Below are 16,671 nucleotides of genomic sequence, written 5' to 3' on the forward strand. Positions count from 1 at the left end.
AATTAATGTGTCTTAAAAGGTAAGTGTAATAGTACCACCAAAGGTTCTAACCGGAGGGTTAATAGTAGAGTTACTGATACCTGCCTGGTTGCCTGTGGTTACACCTGTTGTACCCCCGTTACCAAAATCAGAAGCGCTTGGGCTGAAGGTAAAGTCAGGGTCACCATACATGTTTGATTTAGGAACCCAGATAAACAAGTTACGGGCAGTAAACGCAACATTAGCAGATTTTATTACTTTTTGTTTTTTCAACAAGAAAGCTGGTAAATCATATCCAATGTTTAATTCGCGTAACCTCCATGCTGCAGCGCTGATGATATAGTTAGAAGCTGCTGAACGTGCAGTACCTGTAAAGAAGCTTTCTGGATTATTAAGGGTCACGTTTGTGTTTGGCACATACTGTCCGTTAACCAGAATAGACGAATTAGGGAAGATAAAGCGTTCGCGGTTGTTAACAGCTGACAACTGAGATACACCTGTCCAGGCCATCGCATCACCAATATCACTGTAAGCATAATAACCACCTTTATACTCGAAGTTAGCTGTTACGCTTAAACCTTTCCAACGTACATTTGGTGTAATACCAACAATCCATTTAGGCAAAGTATTTCCGAAAATTTTAGTGTTAGGATCAGCCGATGGTGTACCTGTACGCGCATCAACAATTACACGACCTTCTGAATCTCTTAAATAATCAGTTGCTCTAAGCACAAACGCCGGATAACCTACAGTAGCATAGTTACCTGCATAAGTATAGCCACCTATCGAAACTTCATTCAAATCACCATAAACTGAGGTTACTTTGTTTGTGTTATAAGTTGCGTTAACTTTTAAATTTACGTGAACTTTACCAATGTCAACTAACGGAGTAAGTCCTAAGTCCATCTCAACACCTTTGTTTATGAATGATGCAGCGTTGATTGTGTATGAAGTGATACCAATAGCTGATGAGGTGTTGATTGGAATAATTTGGTTAGTATTGTTCTGACGGAAATAGGTAGCCTCTAAATTAATACGGCTGTCCAAAAAGCCGGCTTCAAAACCAAATTCCAAGTTTTTAATACCTTCTGGTTTTAAGTTACGTACAGTTTGTGAGTTACTGGCTGTATAACCAGGCAGGTTACCATATGGGAAACCTACAGTTTGCCCGTTAGCCGATTGTGTGAAAGTTGGGGTTAACTGGTATGGGCTAATATCAGCGTTTGCTGTTTTGCTCCATGCACCTCTTAACTTCAGATAAGAAACGTATTTGTTATCCTTCAAAAACGGAAGCGCATCAGATAAAACCAATGAGCCGGTTACACCCGGATAGAAATAAGAGTAATTATTCAGGTCAAGTACAGAGGTTTGTTCCTGACGACCTGTTACCTCAACGTTAGCCCAGCCTTTGTAGCTTAATGAAGCACTACCATAATATGCTGCCAGTCGGGTACGGCGGCCAGGTGAACTACCTGTTAAGTTACCTGTACGTTGTGAAATATTGTATAAATTATCGACAACCAGATTAGTTGCGCCAACACGAGTATCGCGGGAATCGTCTTGACGAACGTAGAAGCCTAAAATACCGGTTAACTTAAAGTCTTCATTAAGCTGTTTGTTAAAGTTACCAAAAATCTCTTGAGATAAACGCTGGTAACGGTATGAGCGTTCTTCTAAAGTAGCAGGAATTGAGTTAAAACCTCTTACATCAATACCAAACTGGTTAGCGGTTTCACCCCTTGAGAATCTTCTTTCATCAATAGTAATGGCATTAATGCCTGCACGATAATTCAGGTTAAACCAATCAGCAACTTTAAAATTTAAATTCAGGTTGGTGATCAAGTCTTGTCTTTTACCTGTTTTACGCCAGTTGTCAATCGCAAAATAAGGGTTCAAACCATAATCGGTATAATAGTTATTATACTGAGCATAAGGGTTGTTTTCAAAATCTTTGAATTGTTTAAGCGGAATATAACCACCGGTGTTAAACAACAGGTTCATTAAACCTTGATTCAGACCAATGTTTTGGGAGCTGTTATAATCACCCATTCCCTCAGCATCAAAGATGTTGTAATTTTGCTGAATGTAATTGGTGTTGATATCTACTTTTAAACGGCCATATTCTCTTTGCGCGTTAAGACGAATACCTGTTCTGCGATTTTTATCATCAGGAACGATACCATTAACATTTGCATCCTGTAAGCTCAGGTAGAAATTTTTATCACCGTAGCTAATGTTATTCTGAATTACAGATCCTGTGTTAAAAAAGGTCTGACGATCATTTTTATTAGAATAAGTGGTAGTTAGCGGATCTAATTCAACACCATTACGACGATAATTAGGACCATACTGAATTGTTTCACCAGTATATGCAGGTCCCCATGACCAGTTTTCGGTAGGTGTATAATCACCTAAACCAGCACTTGTACCACCGCCACCTAAGCCAAACATTGTTTGAAACTTAGGAAAGTAACTAACTTTTTGAAATTGAGTTGAGTTGCTAACCGTGATAACAGGTTGATTGTTACGGCTACCTTTTTTAGTAGTTACCACAATTACACCGTTACGTGCATCAGAACCATAAACACCTGCCGCTGCTGCACCTTTAAGTACAGTTACATCTTCAATATCATTAGGATTTAAAGATGACAGGTAATTGATATCTGACTGCACACCATCTAATAATAACAAAGGGTTATTATTACCGGTTAATGAACGGATACCACGAAGGTTAATTTTAACATTCTCGAATACACCACTGTTAGTGGTAGTAACATTCAAACCAGATACCTTACCTTGCAAACCGTTAGCTAAGTTTACAGCATTACCAGAATTCAGGGTTTTATTATCTACTGCGGTTGCAGCAAAGCCAATCTCCTTTTTCTGTCTTTTAATACCCAACGCACTGGTAATAGTTACTTCTGAAAGCTGTGTTGCTCCGGAAGATGTTAATACCGCGTTAACTGTAGCACCGCTTGCAGGCAATTCAATAGTAGAATAGCCTATAAAGCTAAATACTAAAGTTGCACCAGCAGGAGCATTAATTGAATAATGACCTTTAGCGTCTGTTTGAGTGCCAGTTGTAGTGTTTTTAACCCTGACAGTAACTCCCGGCAGTGTAAGTCCGTCCTCTTTGGCGGTTACAGTACCAGTTACTGTTCTGTTCTGCGCAAATACGTCCACTGTAAACAGCGACAGTATGCACAAACATACTAGTAGAAGTTTCTTCATTTTGTTTCTATAAGATCAGTTAATATTTAATTAGTAATAAAAGTAGTATTAAGCTTTCATTAAGTCAAATAAAAAGTTAAAAAATGTTAATAATTCAAACAATATCTAAAAAATAAAAATAAAAGGTACTATGTATTGCATAGTACATTACAAAACATATATCTTTGTATCATGATAGTTGAAAACACACAAACCCAAATGCGCAAAGGGATACTTGAGTATTGTATACTTTGCATTATAGCCAAGGGTGAGATATATGCGTCGGATATTATTGCCGAACTAAAGCGCGCGCAGCTGCTGGTAGTAGAAGGCACCCTGTATCCCCTGCTTACCCGGCTAAAAAATAATGGTCTGCTTACCTATAACTGGGTTGAATCCACCTCAGGGCCGCCACGTAAATACTACGTACTTGCTGATGAAGGCCGCAGTGTGCTGGAAAAGCTCGACAAAACCTGGCAGGAATTAGCCTTTGCCGTACAAACCTCCATCGAAGGCAGAAAGTAACCAACATCACTAATCACAACGTCATGAACAAAACAATCATCATTAATATAAACGGGACTGTATTTCACATTGAAGAAGGAGCCTACGAGCTATTAAAGGAATACATGACTGAAGTAAAACGGCATTTTTTCAATTCGGCCGACAGCTTAGAGATCACAACCGACATCGAGAACCGTATTGCGGAAATGTTTACCGACATACTTAACCGCGAAAACCGGCAGGCACTGGTAGATCAGGATGTAAAATATGTAATTGAGCAAATGGGCTCGGTAGAGGATTTTGAAACTTTTACCGATGAAGACCCGGCCTACCAAGCAAACACCTACAGCCATAAAAACACTACCGGCCAGCGCCGGCTGTTCCGCGATGCGGACGATCACCTGATTGGTGGTGTGTGTGCCGGTATAGCTAACTATTTTGATGCGCCTGCTACTTGGATACGTTTGGCTTTCGCTTTGGCTTTTGCTTTTGCAGGTACCGGCTTGTTTTTATACATTATATTATGGATCATTTTGCCAAAGGCCGTAACCCGTGCCGATCGTATGGCAATGAAAGGTGAACCACTGGATTTGCAGGGGTTTAAAAGAAGCTTTGAGGCTGAGATGAGCATGGTAGGAGGCCGCCTGTCTGATTTGCACCAGGAAGCACGTCCGCTTATTTACAAAACCCGCGATTTTGTAGGTGATTTTTTTCACCACTTGGGCAAGTTCTTGGGCGGAACGGGTAAAATACTGGTTAAGTTATGTGCTTTGGCTATTATATTAGGCTGTGCAGCAGGTATTATTGCTACCATTATAAGCGTGGTGCTTGCTTGGGCATTTGGCGATAAAAGTCATTTCTCGGTACCGGATGTCTTTTTTAACTACCGTTACATTGACCAGGTTTATGCTGCTTTTGCGCTGGTTGCTATCATTCCGCTGGCGGCCCTTATTATACTGGTAGCCCGTGCAGCATTCAATACTTTGAGCTTTAGCCGAGGTACGGGTTATACCTTATTAATAGTATGGATATTTTCGTTTGTAGTTTTAGCTTATCATGGTGCACGTGTTGCCAGTGATTTCAGGGAATCGGCCGGGTTTACGCAAACCATCAATCTAAAGCCTGTAAAAAACCAGACATACCGACTGATGCTGAATGAAATTATGTACCTGACGCCCGAAGACAGCGCCCGCCTGGACATCAAAAATCGTTTTAAAAATGTAACCCTCATTGATGATGAGAACGAAAACTTTGAACCGAACCACGTACGCATTGATATTGAAAAGGCGGATGTAAGTTATCCGGTTTTGGTTGAGGAATTCAGCGCACGTGGCCGTGATTACGAAAGCGCACTTACCCATGCACGTAATGTTCGTTACATATTTACCCAGCAAGATTCTGTTTTAAAGTTTGATTATAAAATTAGACGCCCTGCAGGCGAGCAATGGCACAATGAATCTGTACGCCTGATACTGAAGCTGCCCCTGCACGCATCGGTAATTATAGATGATAAGGTAAACCGCTACATTACTAACATGATGGATATCTATGATTGCAATATGCTTAATGGCCGTGAAAGTGGTGCAGCTATATTTGCCATGACCGATAGCGGCATGCAATGCAAGGTAGATACCACCCTGGCGGCAAAAGCACGCTCATTAGCTGCGGCAAAAAAAGATACCGTTGTAGCCGACACGTTGAGGGCTGATACCCCTGTTAAAGCTACCCCGAAAAAATAAATTACCTTTATAAAGAAGGTTATTGTACCTAATTGGTGCAATAGCCTTCTTATCAAGCTTACGATTAACCTAACCTCTAATTTCACCGGAAAATTTTTCCGCCATTAACCCAACCCCTACCGTTATTCACCGATGTTTTCTGTACAATTACCGATTTCCGCAGAAAAACAGCATTCCATACTGTAACCATTTGGCACTTTATTGCATCTTATTGACAAATAAGCAAAGCAGCCAGCTACGGTAAAATAAGAGCAGCGAACCATTTTTAGCTTACTAACAAAAATTTAAAAAGACGAAAAATCTTTAACAGGATAACTATTGCCTCAATATTTACATCAAACAACACACTAACGATCATGAAATCAATCACATATATCATCTCTTTCGCAACGTGCCTGCTATTTGCCATAGGTACGGCAAAAGCACAAACCGCACCAGGCACGGCAAAAATCACCGGATCGCTGGTTACCGAGCAAGGCAAACCTGCCGATTATGCTACCGTTAGTTTGCTTAGGGCAAAAGATTCATCCATTGTAAAAAGCTCATTAAGTAATGAAGCCGGTGCGTATACGCTTGATCGTATCAGTACAGGTACTTATCTTATTAAAGCTACTATTATCGGCTATAACAAATCATTCAGCAGCCCCATCACCGTGGCTGCGGGCAGCACTGTAAATGTACCGGTAATCAAGTTACAGCCTGCTACCAACAGCCTTAAAACTGTCAATGTAACCGCCACCAAACCACTTATTGAACGTAAGGTTGACCGTACCGTAATCAACGTTGAAAACAGCGTACTGGCCGCCGGTAACTCTGCTATGGAGATTTTGGAAAGAGCACCGGGCGTTACTATTGATAAAGACGATAAGATCAGCCTGCGTGGCAAACAAGGGGTTACGGTTATGATAGATGGTAAGCTTACCTATCTTTCGGCCGATCAGTTAGCCCAGTTTCTGCGCTCAACCGATGGTAACACCATTCAATCTATTGAAATCATTACCAACCCATCGGCCAAGTACGATGCTGCCGGTAACTCTGGTATCATCAACATCAAAATGAAAAAGAACCGTTCGGCAGGTACCAACGGCAGCTTTTCGGCCAATGCCGGTTATGGCAGAAACCACAAAGCCAGCAGCTCACTTAACATGAACCACAAAGATGGCAACTTAAACATTTTTGGTACTTACAGTTATAACAACAACAAACGCCCGCAGGATATTACACTAAACAGAACAGTAGTTAACAAGGGCGTGCCTACTTATTATAATGAAGCAACCGATTTTACCGGCAACCGCAGTGCGCACAATTATAAATTAGGTGCCGATTATGATATTAGCAAACGCAACACCATCGGCGTACAAATAACTGGCTACAACACCAATTTTGATGCTAACACCTTTAATAACACATTAATCAGCCCAGACCGTATTACGATTAGCAACGTTACCACTACCAGTAATCTGGCCAAAGAAAGTTACAACAATATTGCCGCAAATATCAACAATCGCCTTATACTGGATACCACTGGTAAAGAACTAACTATGGATGCCGATTATTCCTATTTTTATAATAAGCAAAGCAGCAATTATCGTAACAGTTATTTTGCAGCTAATGGTTCTACACTAAATAAATTATCAATATTAGGCAACAACCTACCCACTTATATCAACATAGGTACTTTTAAGGCCGATTATACCAACCCAATTGGCAAAACTATGAAGCTGGAAACCGGTGTAAAATTCAGCTATGTACATACTGACAATGATTTACGATCAGACTCTGTGTTAAATGTTATGAGTAGCCCCGCTAATCAGGTAAAAGGAACCGATTGGTCTCGTACTAACCTGTATATCTATACTGAAAATATAAATGCCGGTTATGTAAACTTTAGTAAAACCTGGAAAAAAACTTCATTACAATTAGGTTTAAGAGCAGAGCAAACTAATTCAAAAGGTGATTCAAAAGATTCTACTAACATCTCCAAAATCAATGACAGGCACTACCTGAACCTTTTTCCAAGCGTATTCCTGAACCATGAAATTTCAGACAAACACAGCATCGGCCTCAATTTCAGCCGTCGTATTGATCGCCCAAGCTATGATGATTTGAACAGCTTTACCCAAATCATCAACGCTTACACTTACCAGCAAGGTAACCCTAACTTAAAGCCACAGTATACCAGCAACTATGAGTTATCTTACACTTATAAAAAGAACTACAATATAACTTTAGGCTACAGCAAAACAACCGATGTAATGGTAGAAGTGCCACGCCAGATTGATGCGCTGGGCGTTACATTTATTACCCGTGATAACCTGGCTGTGCAAAATGCCTACAACTTAAACATCAGCGCACCATTTAATTTAACAAAATGGTGGAACAGCAATAATAACCTGACCGGCTTTTATCTGGGCTTTAAAACCAATTCGCCCGAGTTGCAGCTAAACGATGGACAGTACGCAGGTAATGTAACCTCTATCAACACCTTTACCGTAAGCAAATCGGTTAAGCTGGAAGGCACCTATAACTACCAGTCGGGCTTAACATATGGCCTGTTCCATATCCGCAGCAACTATTCATTTGATGCCGGTATCAGCAAGTCATTTGCAGAGAAAAGAGCAACGCTGAAGTTTTCGGTGAGCGACATTTTCAACACCCGCCGGCAGTACTTAACCGTGCAGCAAGGCAACCTGAACTTCAATGTGTTCCAGAAAAACGAAACCCGTATTGCCCGCCTTACTTTTACCTACAATTTTGGCAACACAAAAATTCAGTCAAGAAGACACCAGACCGGTGCTGATGATGAAAAAGGCCGCGTAAAAAGCAACTAATACAACCGCCCCAACATATATAGCACAAAGCCGTCTTTCGGGGAAACCCGGAGACGGCTTTGGCATTGTCCCTCCCTTTCAGCAGGAATCATAAATAAAAAGAGCGCAGATGTTTGTCGACATCTGCGCTCTTTTATTTAGAGGATTCTATTACTATTTCGGAATTAGGTAGCTTATTGCACCATAAACACGGCGTTACTAAACAACAACTTGCCGTTTTCCCAAAAGCTGCGGAACAGCGGATCGTCGGTCAGGTACACAACCGAACCACGGCCCATTGATTGTACGCCAAACAGCAAACCGCTGTTCAGTTTTTCTTTAGCTTTTTGGCCGGCAAAGCCGGTGGTATAACTGTCTTTTTTTAATACACCTACATTCCAGCCGTTATCGCCCAGGTAGTCGTACACATCGGTGCTTAGTTTAAGGCTGTAATAATAATTGGGGAAACCATAACCCAGCGGATGCGTGTTATCCAGGTACACTTTGTATATAGCGCCAGGGATATTGTACCTGATACTTTCGCGGTCGCGCGTATCATAAGGCTTCAACTCAGTAGCTTTACCTGATGCTTTTTCATCCTTCTTATCGTCTTTGGTTTTTAAGGCATAGCCTTCTTTTTTATTAGCGAGTTGTGCCACGGCATTTTCCATGGCGATGAGCCTGCCGCCTTCCTGTACCCAATTTTGCAGGCGTTCGCCAGCCAAGTCATCATAATAACCATCGGGTGCAATAACCACATCAAAATCGCTCAGTTTAACCCGGTTTAAATCCCGATAGCGCACCAGGCTAATTGGGTAACCAACCTGTTGTTCAAAAAAGTGCCAAACCTCGCCCATGGCATTGGCCGATACGCCCTCGCCGGTGAGCAGCATTACTTTAGGTTTTTGAATGTAACGCACCGCGCCCGACCCTAAGTCGGCACCCTTATCCACAAAACCACTGCTAAGCGGTATCAGCGTACGGCCGTATTGGGCGGCCAGATGGTTGATCATCCGGTCAAAATCGGCCACACGGTTGCCCGAGCGGGTAATAATGAGCGAACCGGCCGTAAACTTTTTACCGGCAGCATCAAACGGCGTTACGCTGTAGCGTACTTTGATGTTTTTGTTCAGCAAGGCGGCCAGAAACTTCACATCCTGTACCGACTGCCAGGGAGCCACATAAGCATAAGCTTGTGTAGCTACTGTACTCACCGCTGTAGCTGCCGGTTGCGTTGTGCTCGGCTTAACCGACTCGGTTAAAGCATAAGCCCTTAAACCATAGGCATATGGTAAAGACCATGCCGTAATATCGTATGTATTGGAATCAGTTACCAATGTTTTGGGTTCCAGCAATACGTTCAGCAAAACGGCTTTGGGCTGATAGGCATTTACCACCAAATCATTAGCGTTTACAGTGTAGCTCTCTGTTTTACCGGTAAAGTAGTTGTAGCCGTTTACCTTGCGGCTTACCCCGTAGCCGTACTGAATCTTGTTTTGATCGAGCACCTGAACCAAAGCCTTTAGTTTGTCGGCATTATCATTACGGATGATATAAGTTTTGTAAGTGCCCGGCGGGTTGCTGCGGCTGTTGTCAAAATACTTTTTAAACTCGCTCAATACGCGGTCGGCATGGGCGGAGGCCGTTTCAATAGTGCTTAAACTGTTGGAAAGATGATGTGCAATACGATCGGCCAACGTTAAAGTATCGCCGCTGCTGGTTACTACGGCCAGGCCACCGGCCGAGTGCCCGCCCTGCTCATAGGTCATGCCGATGGAGCCATTGTAAATGGGATACGTATCGCCGTAAGACGGGTAAAGCAAATCAAACTCTTCTTTAGTAAAATACATCCAGCCGTTCTGGTCAAAGTATTTGGCGTTGTTTTTACCGATGGTGGTTTGAAATTCGCGCTGCCACGCAGTAATATCTTTATGAAAAGGCTCGGCAGCGGGGGCAAAATAATAGGGATTGTTATAGCCCTGTTCATGAAAATCAACATGAATTTGCGGCAGCCACTGGTTATATAAAGCAACACGGGTTTGCACTTCTTTTTGCGTTTGCCAGGCCCAATCGCGGTTCAGGTCAAAATAGTAGTGATTGGTGCGTCCGCCTGGCCAGGGTTCCATATGCTCACGCGAAGCCGGATCGGCATCGGGAACGGCACCGCGGGTTTGGTTATAAAAGTTAACATAGCGGTCGCGCCCGTCGGGGTTCATACACGGGTCAATAACCACCAGGGTATTCTTTAACCAGGGTTGCGTGCGGGTGTTGGCCGGGTTCACCATATCATACAAGGCCTGCATGGCGGTTTCGCTTGAACTGGGTTCGTTGCCATGCACATTATAGCTCAGCCAAACAATTGCCGGGGCGTTGCTGAGCGTAGCCGGACTGTTGCTTAAGCCAGCCAGGTACAGGTTATGCTTGCGGATATCCTCCAGCCGGTATATATTTTCCTGCGACCCTATAAAGGCTACCATCAGCGGGCGGCCCTCATTGGTAGTGCCGTACTGTACCAGCTTTACATTCTTGGCATTTTGAGCTACATACTTAAAGTACTCGGCAATACGGTAATGGTAGGTAAACTGGTTGCCCAGCGGATAGCCCAAAAACTGGGAAGGCGATTGTAAACTTTGAGCGAATGCCGTATAAATACAGCTAAAAGCAAGGAATAAGGCGTAAAATTTTTTCATTTGTTAAGGTACTCGCTAAGCTACTAAACATTACCGGCAAACCCTATCCCAGCCTAATTAATTTAGAAAAATGCCATTATTTTTAGTATATTAATACCTTTGTTTGCATACCATGACACCCTTACAGGCACTACATAAATACTACGGTTATACCCGGTTCAGGCACCAGCAGGAAGCCATTATACAGCAAATATTAAATGGCGGCGATGCCATGGTGCTAATGCCCACCGGTGGTGGCAAGTCCCTTTGTTACCAGCTACCTGCTGTGTTACTGCCTGGTTTAACCATCGTGATATCACCGCTTATTGCGCTGATGAAAGACCAGGTAGATGCCCTGAACATTAACGGTATCCCGGCGGCTTACTTAAACTCTACCCAAAGCAGCGATGAACAGCAAAATATCATCAGCCGGTTACGTTCGGGCGATATCAAATTGTTGTACCTGGCACCCGAGCGGTTGTTTAGCTCCGAAAGCCGTTTGGTGGCGTTTTTAAAAACGTTGCCGGTAAGTTTGATTGCCATTGACGAAGCACACTGTATATCACACTGGGGGCACGATTTCAGGCCCGAGTACCTGATGCTGGCCCACTTTAAAACGGAGTTCCCCAAAACGCCGGTTATCGCCTTAACAGCAACGGCCGATAAAGTTACCCGCGAGGATATTAAAGCAAAGCTGGCACTGGCAAACCCTGCCGAATTTGTATCCTCCTTTAACCGGCCCAACATCAGTTACCGCGTAGCACCTAAAAAGAACAGCTACCAGCAGCTGCTCAGCTTTTTGGATTCGCGTAAGGATGATTCGGGTATTATTTACTGCCTGTCCCGTAGCTCAACCGAAGATTTGGCGAGCGATTTGAAAGCACAGGGCTACCAGGCGGAGGCCTATCATGCGGGGTTGGACAATGATACCAAAGCCCGTAACCAGGAAAGGTTTTTGCGCGATGAGATCAAGATTATGGTGGCTACCATTGCCTTTGGTATGGGCATCAACAAATCGAACGTGCGGTACGTGGTACATTACGATCTACCCAAAAACATTGAAGGCTATTACCAGGAAACCGGCCGTGCCGGGCGCGATGGCTTGCCGTCAGAAGCGCTGCTGTTCTTTTCGGCTGGCGATGCATTCAAGTTACAGCGTTTTGCGCGCGTGGATGGTAATGAAGAGCAAAGCCGCATCATGCTCAAAAAGCTGGATGATATGGTAAAATACTGCCAGTTGCAAACCTGTCGTCGCCAATATTTGATGCATTACTTTAACGAGCCTTTTCCCGATCATTGCGGCTCGTGTGATGTTTGCCTCACTGAGTTTAAGAAGATCGACGGTACCATTATCGCCCAAAAAGCCCTATCGGCCGTAGTCCGTTTAAATCAGCGCTTTGGCACTACGTATGTGATCGACTTATTGCGCGGATCCAAAAGTGAAAAGATACGCGATGAGCATAAACAACTGAAAACCTATGGCATTGGTGCCGACATCAGCAAGGCCGACTGGCAGCGCTATATCGGTCAGTTACTATTGCAAGGCTACTTGCAGGTTACAGATGATGCTTACCCGGTACTGAAACTAACTGAAAGCAGCGAGGCGGTACTAAAAGGCCAGCAAAAAGTAGAATTTACCCAGGCCGAAGAAGTTGAAGTTGCGGAAGAAATTCAAACCCCGGTTTATGAAGCCGGCTTGCTGCAGGAATTAAAGACTATTCGCTTTAACCTGGCCATGAATGAGAACGTCCCCCCTTACATCATCCTGTCCGACGCTACCCTGCTCGAAATGGCCACCTACCTGCCGCAAACCTTGCAGGAGCTGGGCCGCATATCCGGCTTTGGCGAGGTGAAACTGAAACGCTATGGCGATGCATTTTTGCAACCGGTGGCAAGCTACTGCCGTCAGCACAACCTCAGCTCGCAGATGAGCAGTAAGCGAGCAAAAGCTACCTCATCCAAACCGAAAGCCAGCAGACCATCCAGCGGTAATACGCAGCGCGAAAGCTTTGAGCTGTACCAAGCAGGTAAAAGCATTGCCGAGATCGCCGCACTGCGCAGCCTATCAACCACTACTATTGAAAGCCACCTGTGCAGCTTTATACAAACCGGTGAAATGGAGGTGACCCAGATGGTAGCCCAACAAAAAATACCCGCCATACAAAACGCTATTGACAGCTACGGTGCCGACCGCTTAGCTCCTTTAAAGGAAGTTTTGGGCGATGGGTATAGCTATGCGGAAATTAAGGCAGTAGTGAGTTGGATGAAGCGGGAGGGTTAACGATTTCACGCTTTTTAATAAGTAAATAAAAAGATAACACAAACCTTTCAACCTTCAAAATGCCGAGCATGACTGCCAAACAGATCTTATTATCCTTAATTATAGTATGCTGCTGCCTTACTTTTGCCACCGCACAGCAATCACATTATAAAGTTTATGCTATCGGGTTTGCACGTTCCGGCTATCCATTTATGGAAGCTGATTGGGCGGCCGGAGCATCTAAAGCTAAACACTTGGATATCACTTTTTCTATCTGGTTGATTAAAGGTGATAAAGGGCGGAATATTTTAGTTGATGCCGGTTTCTATAACGACACAAAAGAAGCCAAAGAATTTCAGCTTACAGAATATACACGTCCGGACTCTGCCCTAAGAAAGCTTAATGTTAAACCGGAGGATATTACAGATATCATTATCAGCCACCCGCATTGGGACCATATTGATGGTATAGATTTATTTCCGAAAGCGCATTTCTGGATGCAAAAGGAAGATTACAACTACTTTGTTGGCCAAGCCTGGCAAACACCTAAGGATACCGGCGGATTCATAGAACGGAATGTAAGAAAACTACTGGAACTCAACCTTAACGGAAGACTGACGCTAATTAATGGTGATAATAAAGAAATTATGCCTGGTATCCGGGTATTTACAGGCTCCAAACACACCTATGCATCACAATACACATTAGTAAATACCGGAACAAATCGGATAATATTGGCATCCGATAATGTATGGATTTATGCCAATATAGTTCAAATGCTACCACCGGTGAGTGGTGGCACGCTGAGCCCAACCGGTTATATCAATGCAATGAAGCGAATGAAAAGCATGGTTTCAGATATACGATATATTATACCGGGACATGATGGAAAAGTATTTCAAAAGTTCATTGAAGCCAGTCATAATATTGTTGAAATAAAGTAAAGGCTTCGGCGCTGACCGTAAGCCCCATAAAATTGGGCAATAGGTTACAATTATGCGGAAATTAAGGCGGTGGTAGTTAAATAAAGCGGGAGGGGAATGAAATTTAGACCTCCTAAAATGCTCCATTTTGTCATTCCGAACGATAGAGAGGAATCTTATACAAGCGCTTTTTCAAACACAAGCAAATTTATGCTATTCCTTCTGAACAACAGCTTACAATCATGCTATGTGGAATTATAATTTTTTCCTGTACATAACAACCAATCCGTCTAAAACTACACTATATGTAGGTATCACGAATGATCTGCACAGGCGCTTACAAGAACATGAAGCCAACAAAGGTAAGCCGGAAACCTTTGCTGGTAGGTATTACTGTCATTGGCTTGTTTATTATGAACGCCATACCAACATTGAGCATGCAATAGCAAGAGAGAAGGAGATCAAGAAATGGCGTCGAGAGAAGAAGATAGCCTTGATACAATCTATCAATCCAGAACTACGCTTCTTGAATAAAGAGGTAATGCCCGATTAATAGTCTGATTCAGATTACGCCTTAACAACAAGAATGCTCTTTTTTAAGTAATGAGTTAACGTATAAGATTTCTCGTTATCACTCGAAATGACATCAGTAGTGATCAGAAGGGCAATTTTACTTCTTCAACTTATCCAACGATTTCTGATAAGTTTTACCCAGTTGGCCAATCATAAACTTGCGGGGCAGCAGTTTCATAAACCGGCTGCCAATGCGGTTGAGTGCGCCGGGGATATGGATAAAATGACGATTTTGTAAGGCACCTATACCCTCTTTTGCAGCCTGGGCAACAGGCATCAGCCAGCTTTTCAGGTCATTAAACTTTTCGCCTTCGGTCATTTCTGTGGCAATGCCGCCTGGCGCATAAACCGTGAGCGAGAATTTCTTATTCTTCAGCTCGGCCGACAGGGCATTGATAAAGTTCAGGATAAAACCTTTAGTGCCCGAATATGCCGCCTGGTAGGGCACCGGGAACATGGCTGCCATGCTGGATACTACCATTAAGCCCCCCTCCTTGCCCGTTTGCTCAAAATGATTAACAAACGCACTGGTCATACGCGATACACTCATCACATTGGTTTGCACAATACGCTCAAACTCGCTTTGTGAAAGCTCGGTGTGCGGGCCAAAGTAGGTTACACCGGCATTGAGTATGGCACCATACAAGTCCTGCCCCTGCAAGCTGAAGGCGATAAGCCGCTCTACATCATCGGGCACCGACATATCAGCCACCAGCACCTTCACCTGTACACCGACCTGTTGCTCCAGCTCTGCCTTCAACTGGTTTAGCTTATCGGCCCGCCGGGCGGTAATCACCAGGTTTGCTTTATACTGGTGGGCTAACTGCCTCGCCATTTCGTACCCCAAACCGGACGATGCACCGGTAACCAAAATCCATTTATTGTTAAAATCAAGCGGCTTCACGGTGCCAAATCTACTGTTTAAAAGTTGTATTCTGTGGCAAATCCTTTCAATTTGCTAACGCTGTAGCCTGCATTGCCAGGTAACTTTCGATATAGTTTTTAGCTGCTTTTTAACCTTTACTTTAATCAAGTCCATTATATTTGGCCGCTATATACTCAATACTGTACCGTATGAAATTTAAAAATTACACGCTGCTGGCCCTACTGATGTTGCTCATTTCTGGGGTTAGCGCACAAAACTTAACTGTAGCTACCTTTAACCTCCGCATGGATAATGCCGGCGACGTAGGCAACCTTTGGACGGCCCGCGCCCCTATTGTAGCCAGCCTCATCCGCTTCCATGACTTTGATATTATGGGCACGCAGGAGGGCTTTCCCCACCAATTAAACGACATTACCACTGCTTTACCCGAATACCAGCGCTATGGCGTTGGCCGCGATGACGGGTCGGACAAAGGCGAACACTCTGCTATATTTTTCAAGAAAGACCGCTTTAAACTGCTTAATAAAGGTGATTTCTGGTTGTCGCAAACGCCCGAAAAGCCTTCATTAGGCTGGGATGCCACCTGTTGCAACCGTATCTGCTCATGGGTGCAATTGCAGGATTTGAAAAGCAAGAAGAAATTCTTTGTATTCAACGTACATTATGACCACCAGGCCATGGTAGCGCGCGAGGAAAGCAGCAAATTGATTCTGCAAAGAATTAAAATTATTGCAGGCGGCCAACCCGTAATTTTAACCGGCGACTTCAACGGCGATAACAACAGCAGCTGGTACAAACGTGTGGCTACTTCAAGTATCTTAAAAGATACTTACGAGCAAGCTGCTCACCCTTACACCAACAACGGCACCTTCAACGATTTTGGCCGCAACATTCAGAGTGATGCCATCATCGATCATATCTTCACCACATCGGCATTCAAGGTGGAGCGTTGGGGCATTCTGTCTGATAGTTATCATGGTAAGTACCCGTCAGACCATTTTCCGGTAATGACGAAGTTAACTTTCTAATTTATTTCGGCTCACAACAAAAAGCCCCGCTTTACAAAGCGGGGCTTTTGTTTGTATAGCAATTTGTTTGATTCATAATTAATCTATAGC

10 protein-coding genes are annotated in these 16,671 nt (G+C 43.6%); 7 read left to right on the plus strand and 3 right to left on the minus strand.

Features of this window, described 5'->3' with window-relative positions:
• Positions 1-12 precede the first annotated feature (12 nt).
• Positions 13-3,210: a SusC/RagA family TonB-linked outer membrane protein gene (locus KHS38_RS08145; protein ID WP_213487996.1), complete on the minus strand. Its 3,198-nt coding sequence runs from the start codon at positions 3,208-3,210 to the stop codon at positions 13-15.
• Between the two features lie 171 nt (positions 3,211-3,381).
• Between KHS38_RS08145 and KHS38_RS08150 the strand changes: the two genes are divergently transcribed.
• From KHS38_RS08150 to KHS38_RS08160, 3 genes are all read left to right on the plus strand, one after another.
• Complete coding sequence (locus KHS38_RS08150; RefSeq protein WP_213487997.1) at positions 3,382-3,714, plus strand: PadR family transcriptional regulator; 333 nt, start codon at positions 3,382-3,384, stop codon at positions 3,712-3,714.
• A gap of 23 nt (positions 3,715-3,737) precedes the next feature.
• Entirely contained in the window at positions 3,738-5,432 is a 1,695-nt protein-coding gene (locus KHS38_RS08155) for a PspC domain-containing protein (protein ID WP_213487998.1), read from the plus strand.
• Between the two features lie 356 nt (positions 5,433-5,788).
• Positions 5,789-8,263 (plus strand): TonB-dependent receptor, encoded by a 2,475-nt coding sequence (locus KHS38_RS08160; protein ID WP_213487999.1) that lies wholly within the window; start codon positions 5,789-5,791, stop codon positions 8,261-8,263.
• 173 nt (positions 8,264-8,436) lie between these two features.
• Here KHS38_RS08160 and KHS38_RS08165 read toward each other — a convergent pair whose 3' ends face one another.
• Entirely contained in the window at positions 8,437-10,932 is a 2,496-nt protein-coding gene (locus tag KHS38_RS08165) for a M14 family metallopeptidase (protein ID WP_213488000.1), read from the minus strand.
• A 112-nt stretch (positions 10,933-11,044) separates the two neighbouring features.
• On the opposite strand from KHS38_RS08165, the gene recQ reads away from it, so the two are divergent.
• The 3 genes from recQ to KHS38_RS08180 all read left to right on the plus strand — a co-directional run bounded on the left by recQ (position 11,045) and on the right by KHS38_RS08180 (position 14,647).
• A complete protein-coding gene (gene recQ, locus KHS38_RS08170) occupies positions 11,045-13,192 on the plus strand; it encodes a DNA helicase RecQ (RefSeq protein WP_213488001.1) in 2,148 nt (715 codons plus the stop codon).
• A gap of 68 nt (positions 13,193-13,260) precedes the next feature.
• Positions 13,261-14,115 (plus strand): N-acyl homoserine lactonase family protein, encoded by an 855-nt coding sequence (locus KHS38_RS08175; RefSeq protein WP_213488002.1) that lies wholly within the window; start codon positions 13,261-13,263, stop codon positions 14,113-14,115.
• Between the two features lie 226 nt (positions 14,116-14,341).
• Positions 14,342-14,647 (plus strand): GIY-YIG nuclease family protein, encoded by a 306-nt coding sequence (locus tag KHS38_RS08180; protein WP_213488003.1) that lies wholly within the window; start codon positions 14,342-14,344, stop codon positions 14,645-14,647.
• Between the two features lie 117 nt (positions 14,648-14,764).
• Here KHS38_RS08180 and KHS38_RS08185 read toward each other — a convergent pair whose 3' ends face one another.
• Positions 14,765-15,571 carry an SDR family NAD(P)-dependent oxidoreductase gene (locus KHS38_RS08185; RefSeq protein ID WP_213488004.1) on the minus strand — a complete coding sequence of 269 codons (807 nt, stop codon included), beginning with the start codon at positions 15,569-15,571 and terminating at the stop codon, positions 14,765-14,767.
• A 170-nt stretch (positions 15,572-15,741) separates the two neighbouring features.
• On the opposite strand from KHS38_RS08185, the gene KHS38_RS08190 reads away from it, so the two are divergent.
• Entirely contained in the window at positions 15,742-16,581 is an 840-nt protein-coding gene (locus KHS38_RS08190) for an endonuclease/exonuclease/phosphatase family protein (RefSeq protein ID WP_213488005.1), read from the plus strand.
• Positions 16,582-16,671: the final 90 nt, after the last annotated feature.

The sequence above is a fragment of the Mucilaginibacter sp. Bleaf8 genome, assembly GCF_018390515.1.
Lineage (GTDB): Bacteria > Bacteroidota > Bacteroidia > Sphingobacteriales > Sphingobacteriaceae > Mucilaginibacter.

What these genes read in the sequence shown, in the direction of transcription:
- KHS38_RS08145 (WP_213487996.1), bottom strand. Translation starts at nt 3,210, where the DNA reads ATGAAGAAACTTCTACTAGTATGTTTGTGCATACTGTCGCTGTTTACA.
- KHS38_RS08150 (WP_213487997.1), top strand. Translation starts at nt 3,382, where the DNA reads ATGATAGTTGAAAACACACAAACCCAAATGCGCAAAGGGATACTTGAG.
- KHS38_RS08155 (WP_213487998.1), top strand. Translation starts at nt 3,738, where the DNA reads ATGAACAAAACAATCATCATTAATATAAACGGGACTGTATTTCACATT.
- KHS38_RS08160 (WP_213487999.1), top strand. Translation starts at nt 5,789, where the DNA reads ATGAAATCAATCACATATATCATCTCTTTCGCAACGTGCCTGCTATTT.
- KHS38_RS08165 (WP_213488000.1), bottom strand. Translation starts at nt 10,932, where the DNA reads ATGAAAAAATTTTACGCCTTATTCCTTGCTTTTAGCTGTATTTATACG.
- recQ (WP_213488001.1), top strand. Translation starts at nt 11,045, where the DNA reads ATGACACCCTTACAGGCACTACATAAATACTACGGTTATACCCGGTTC.
- KHS38_RS08175 (WP_213488002.1), top strand. Translation starts at nt 13,261, where the DNA reads ATGACTGCCAAACAGATCTTATTATCCTTAATTATAGTATGCTGCTGC.
- KHS38_RS08180 (WP_213488003.1), top strand. Translation starts at nt 14,342, where the DNA reads ATGTGGAATTATAATTTTTTCCTGTACATAACAACCAATCCGTCTAAA.
- KHS38_RS08190 (WP_213488005.1), top strand. Translation starts at nt 15,742, where the DNA reads ATGAAATTTAAAAATTACACGCTGCTGGCCCTACTGATGTTGCTCATT.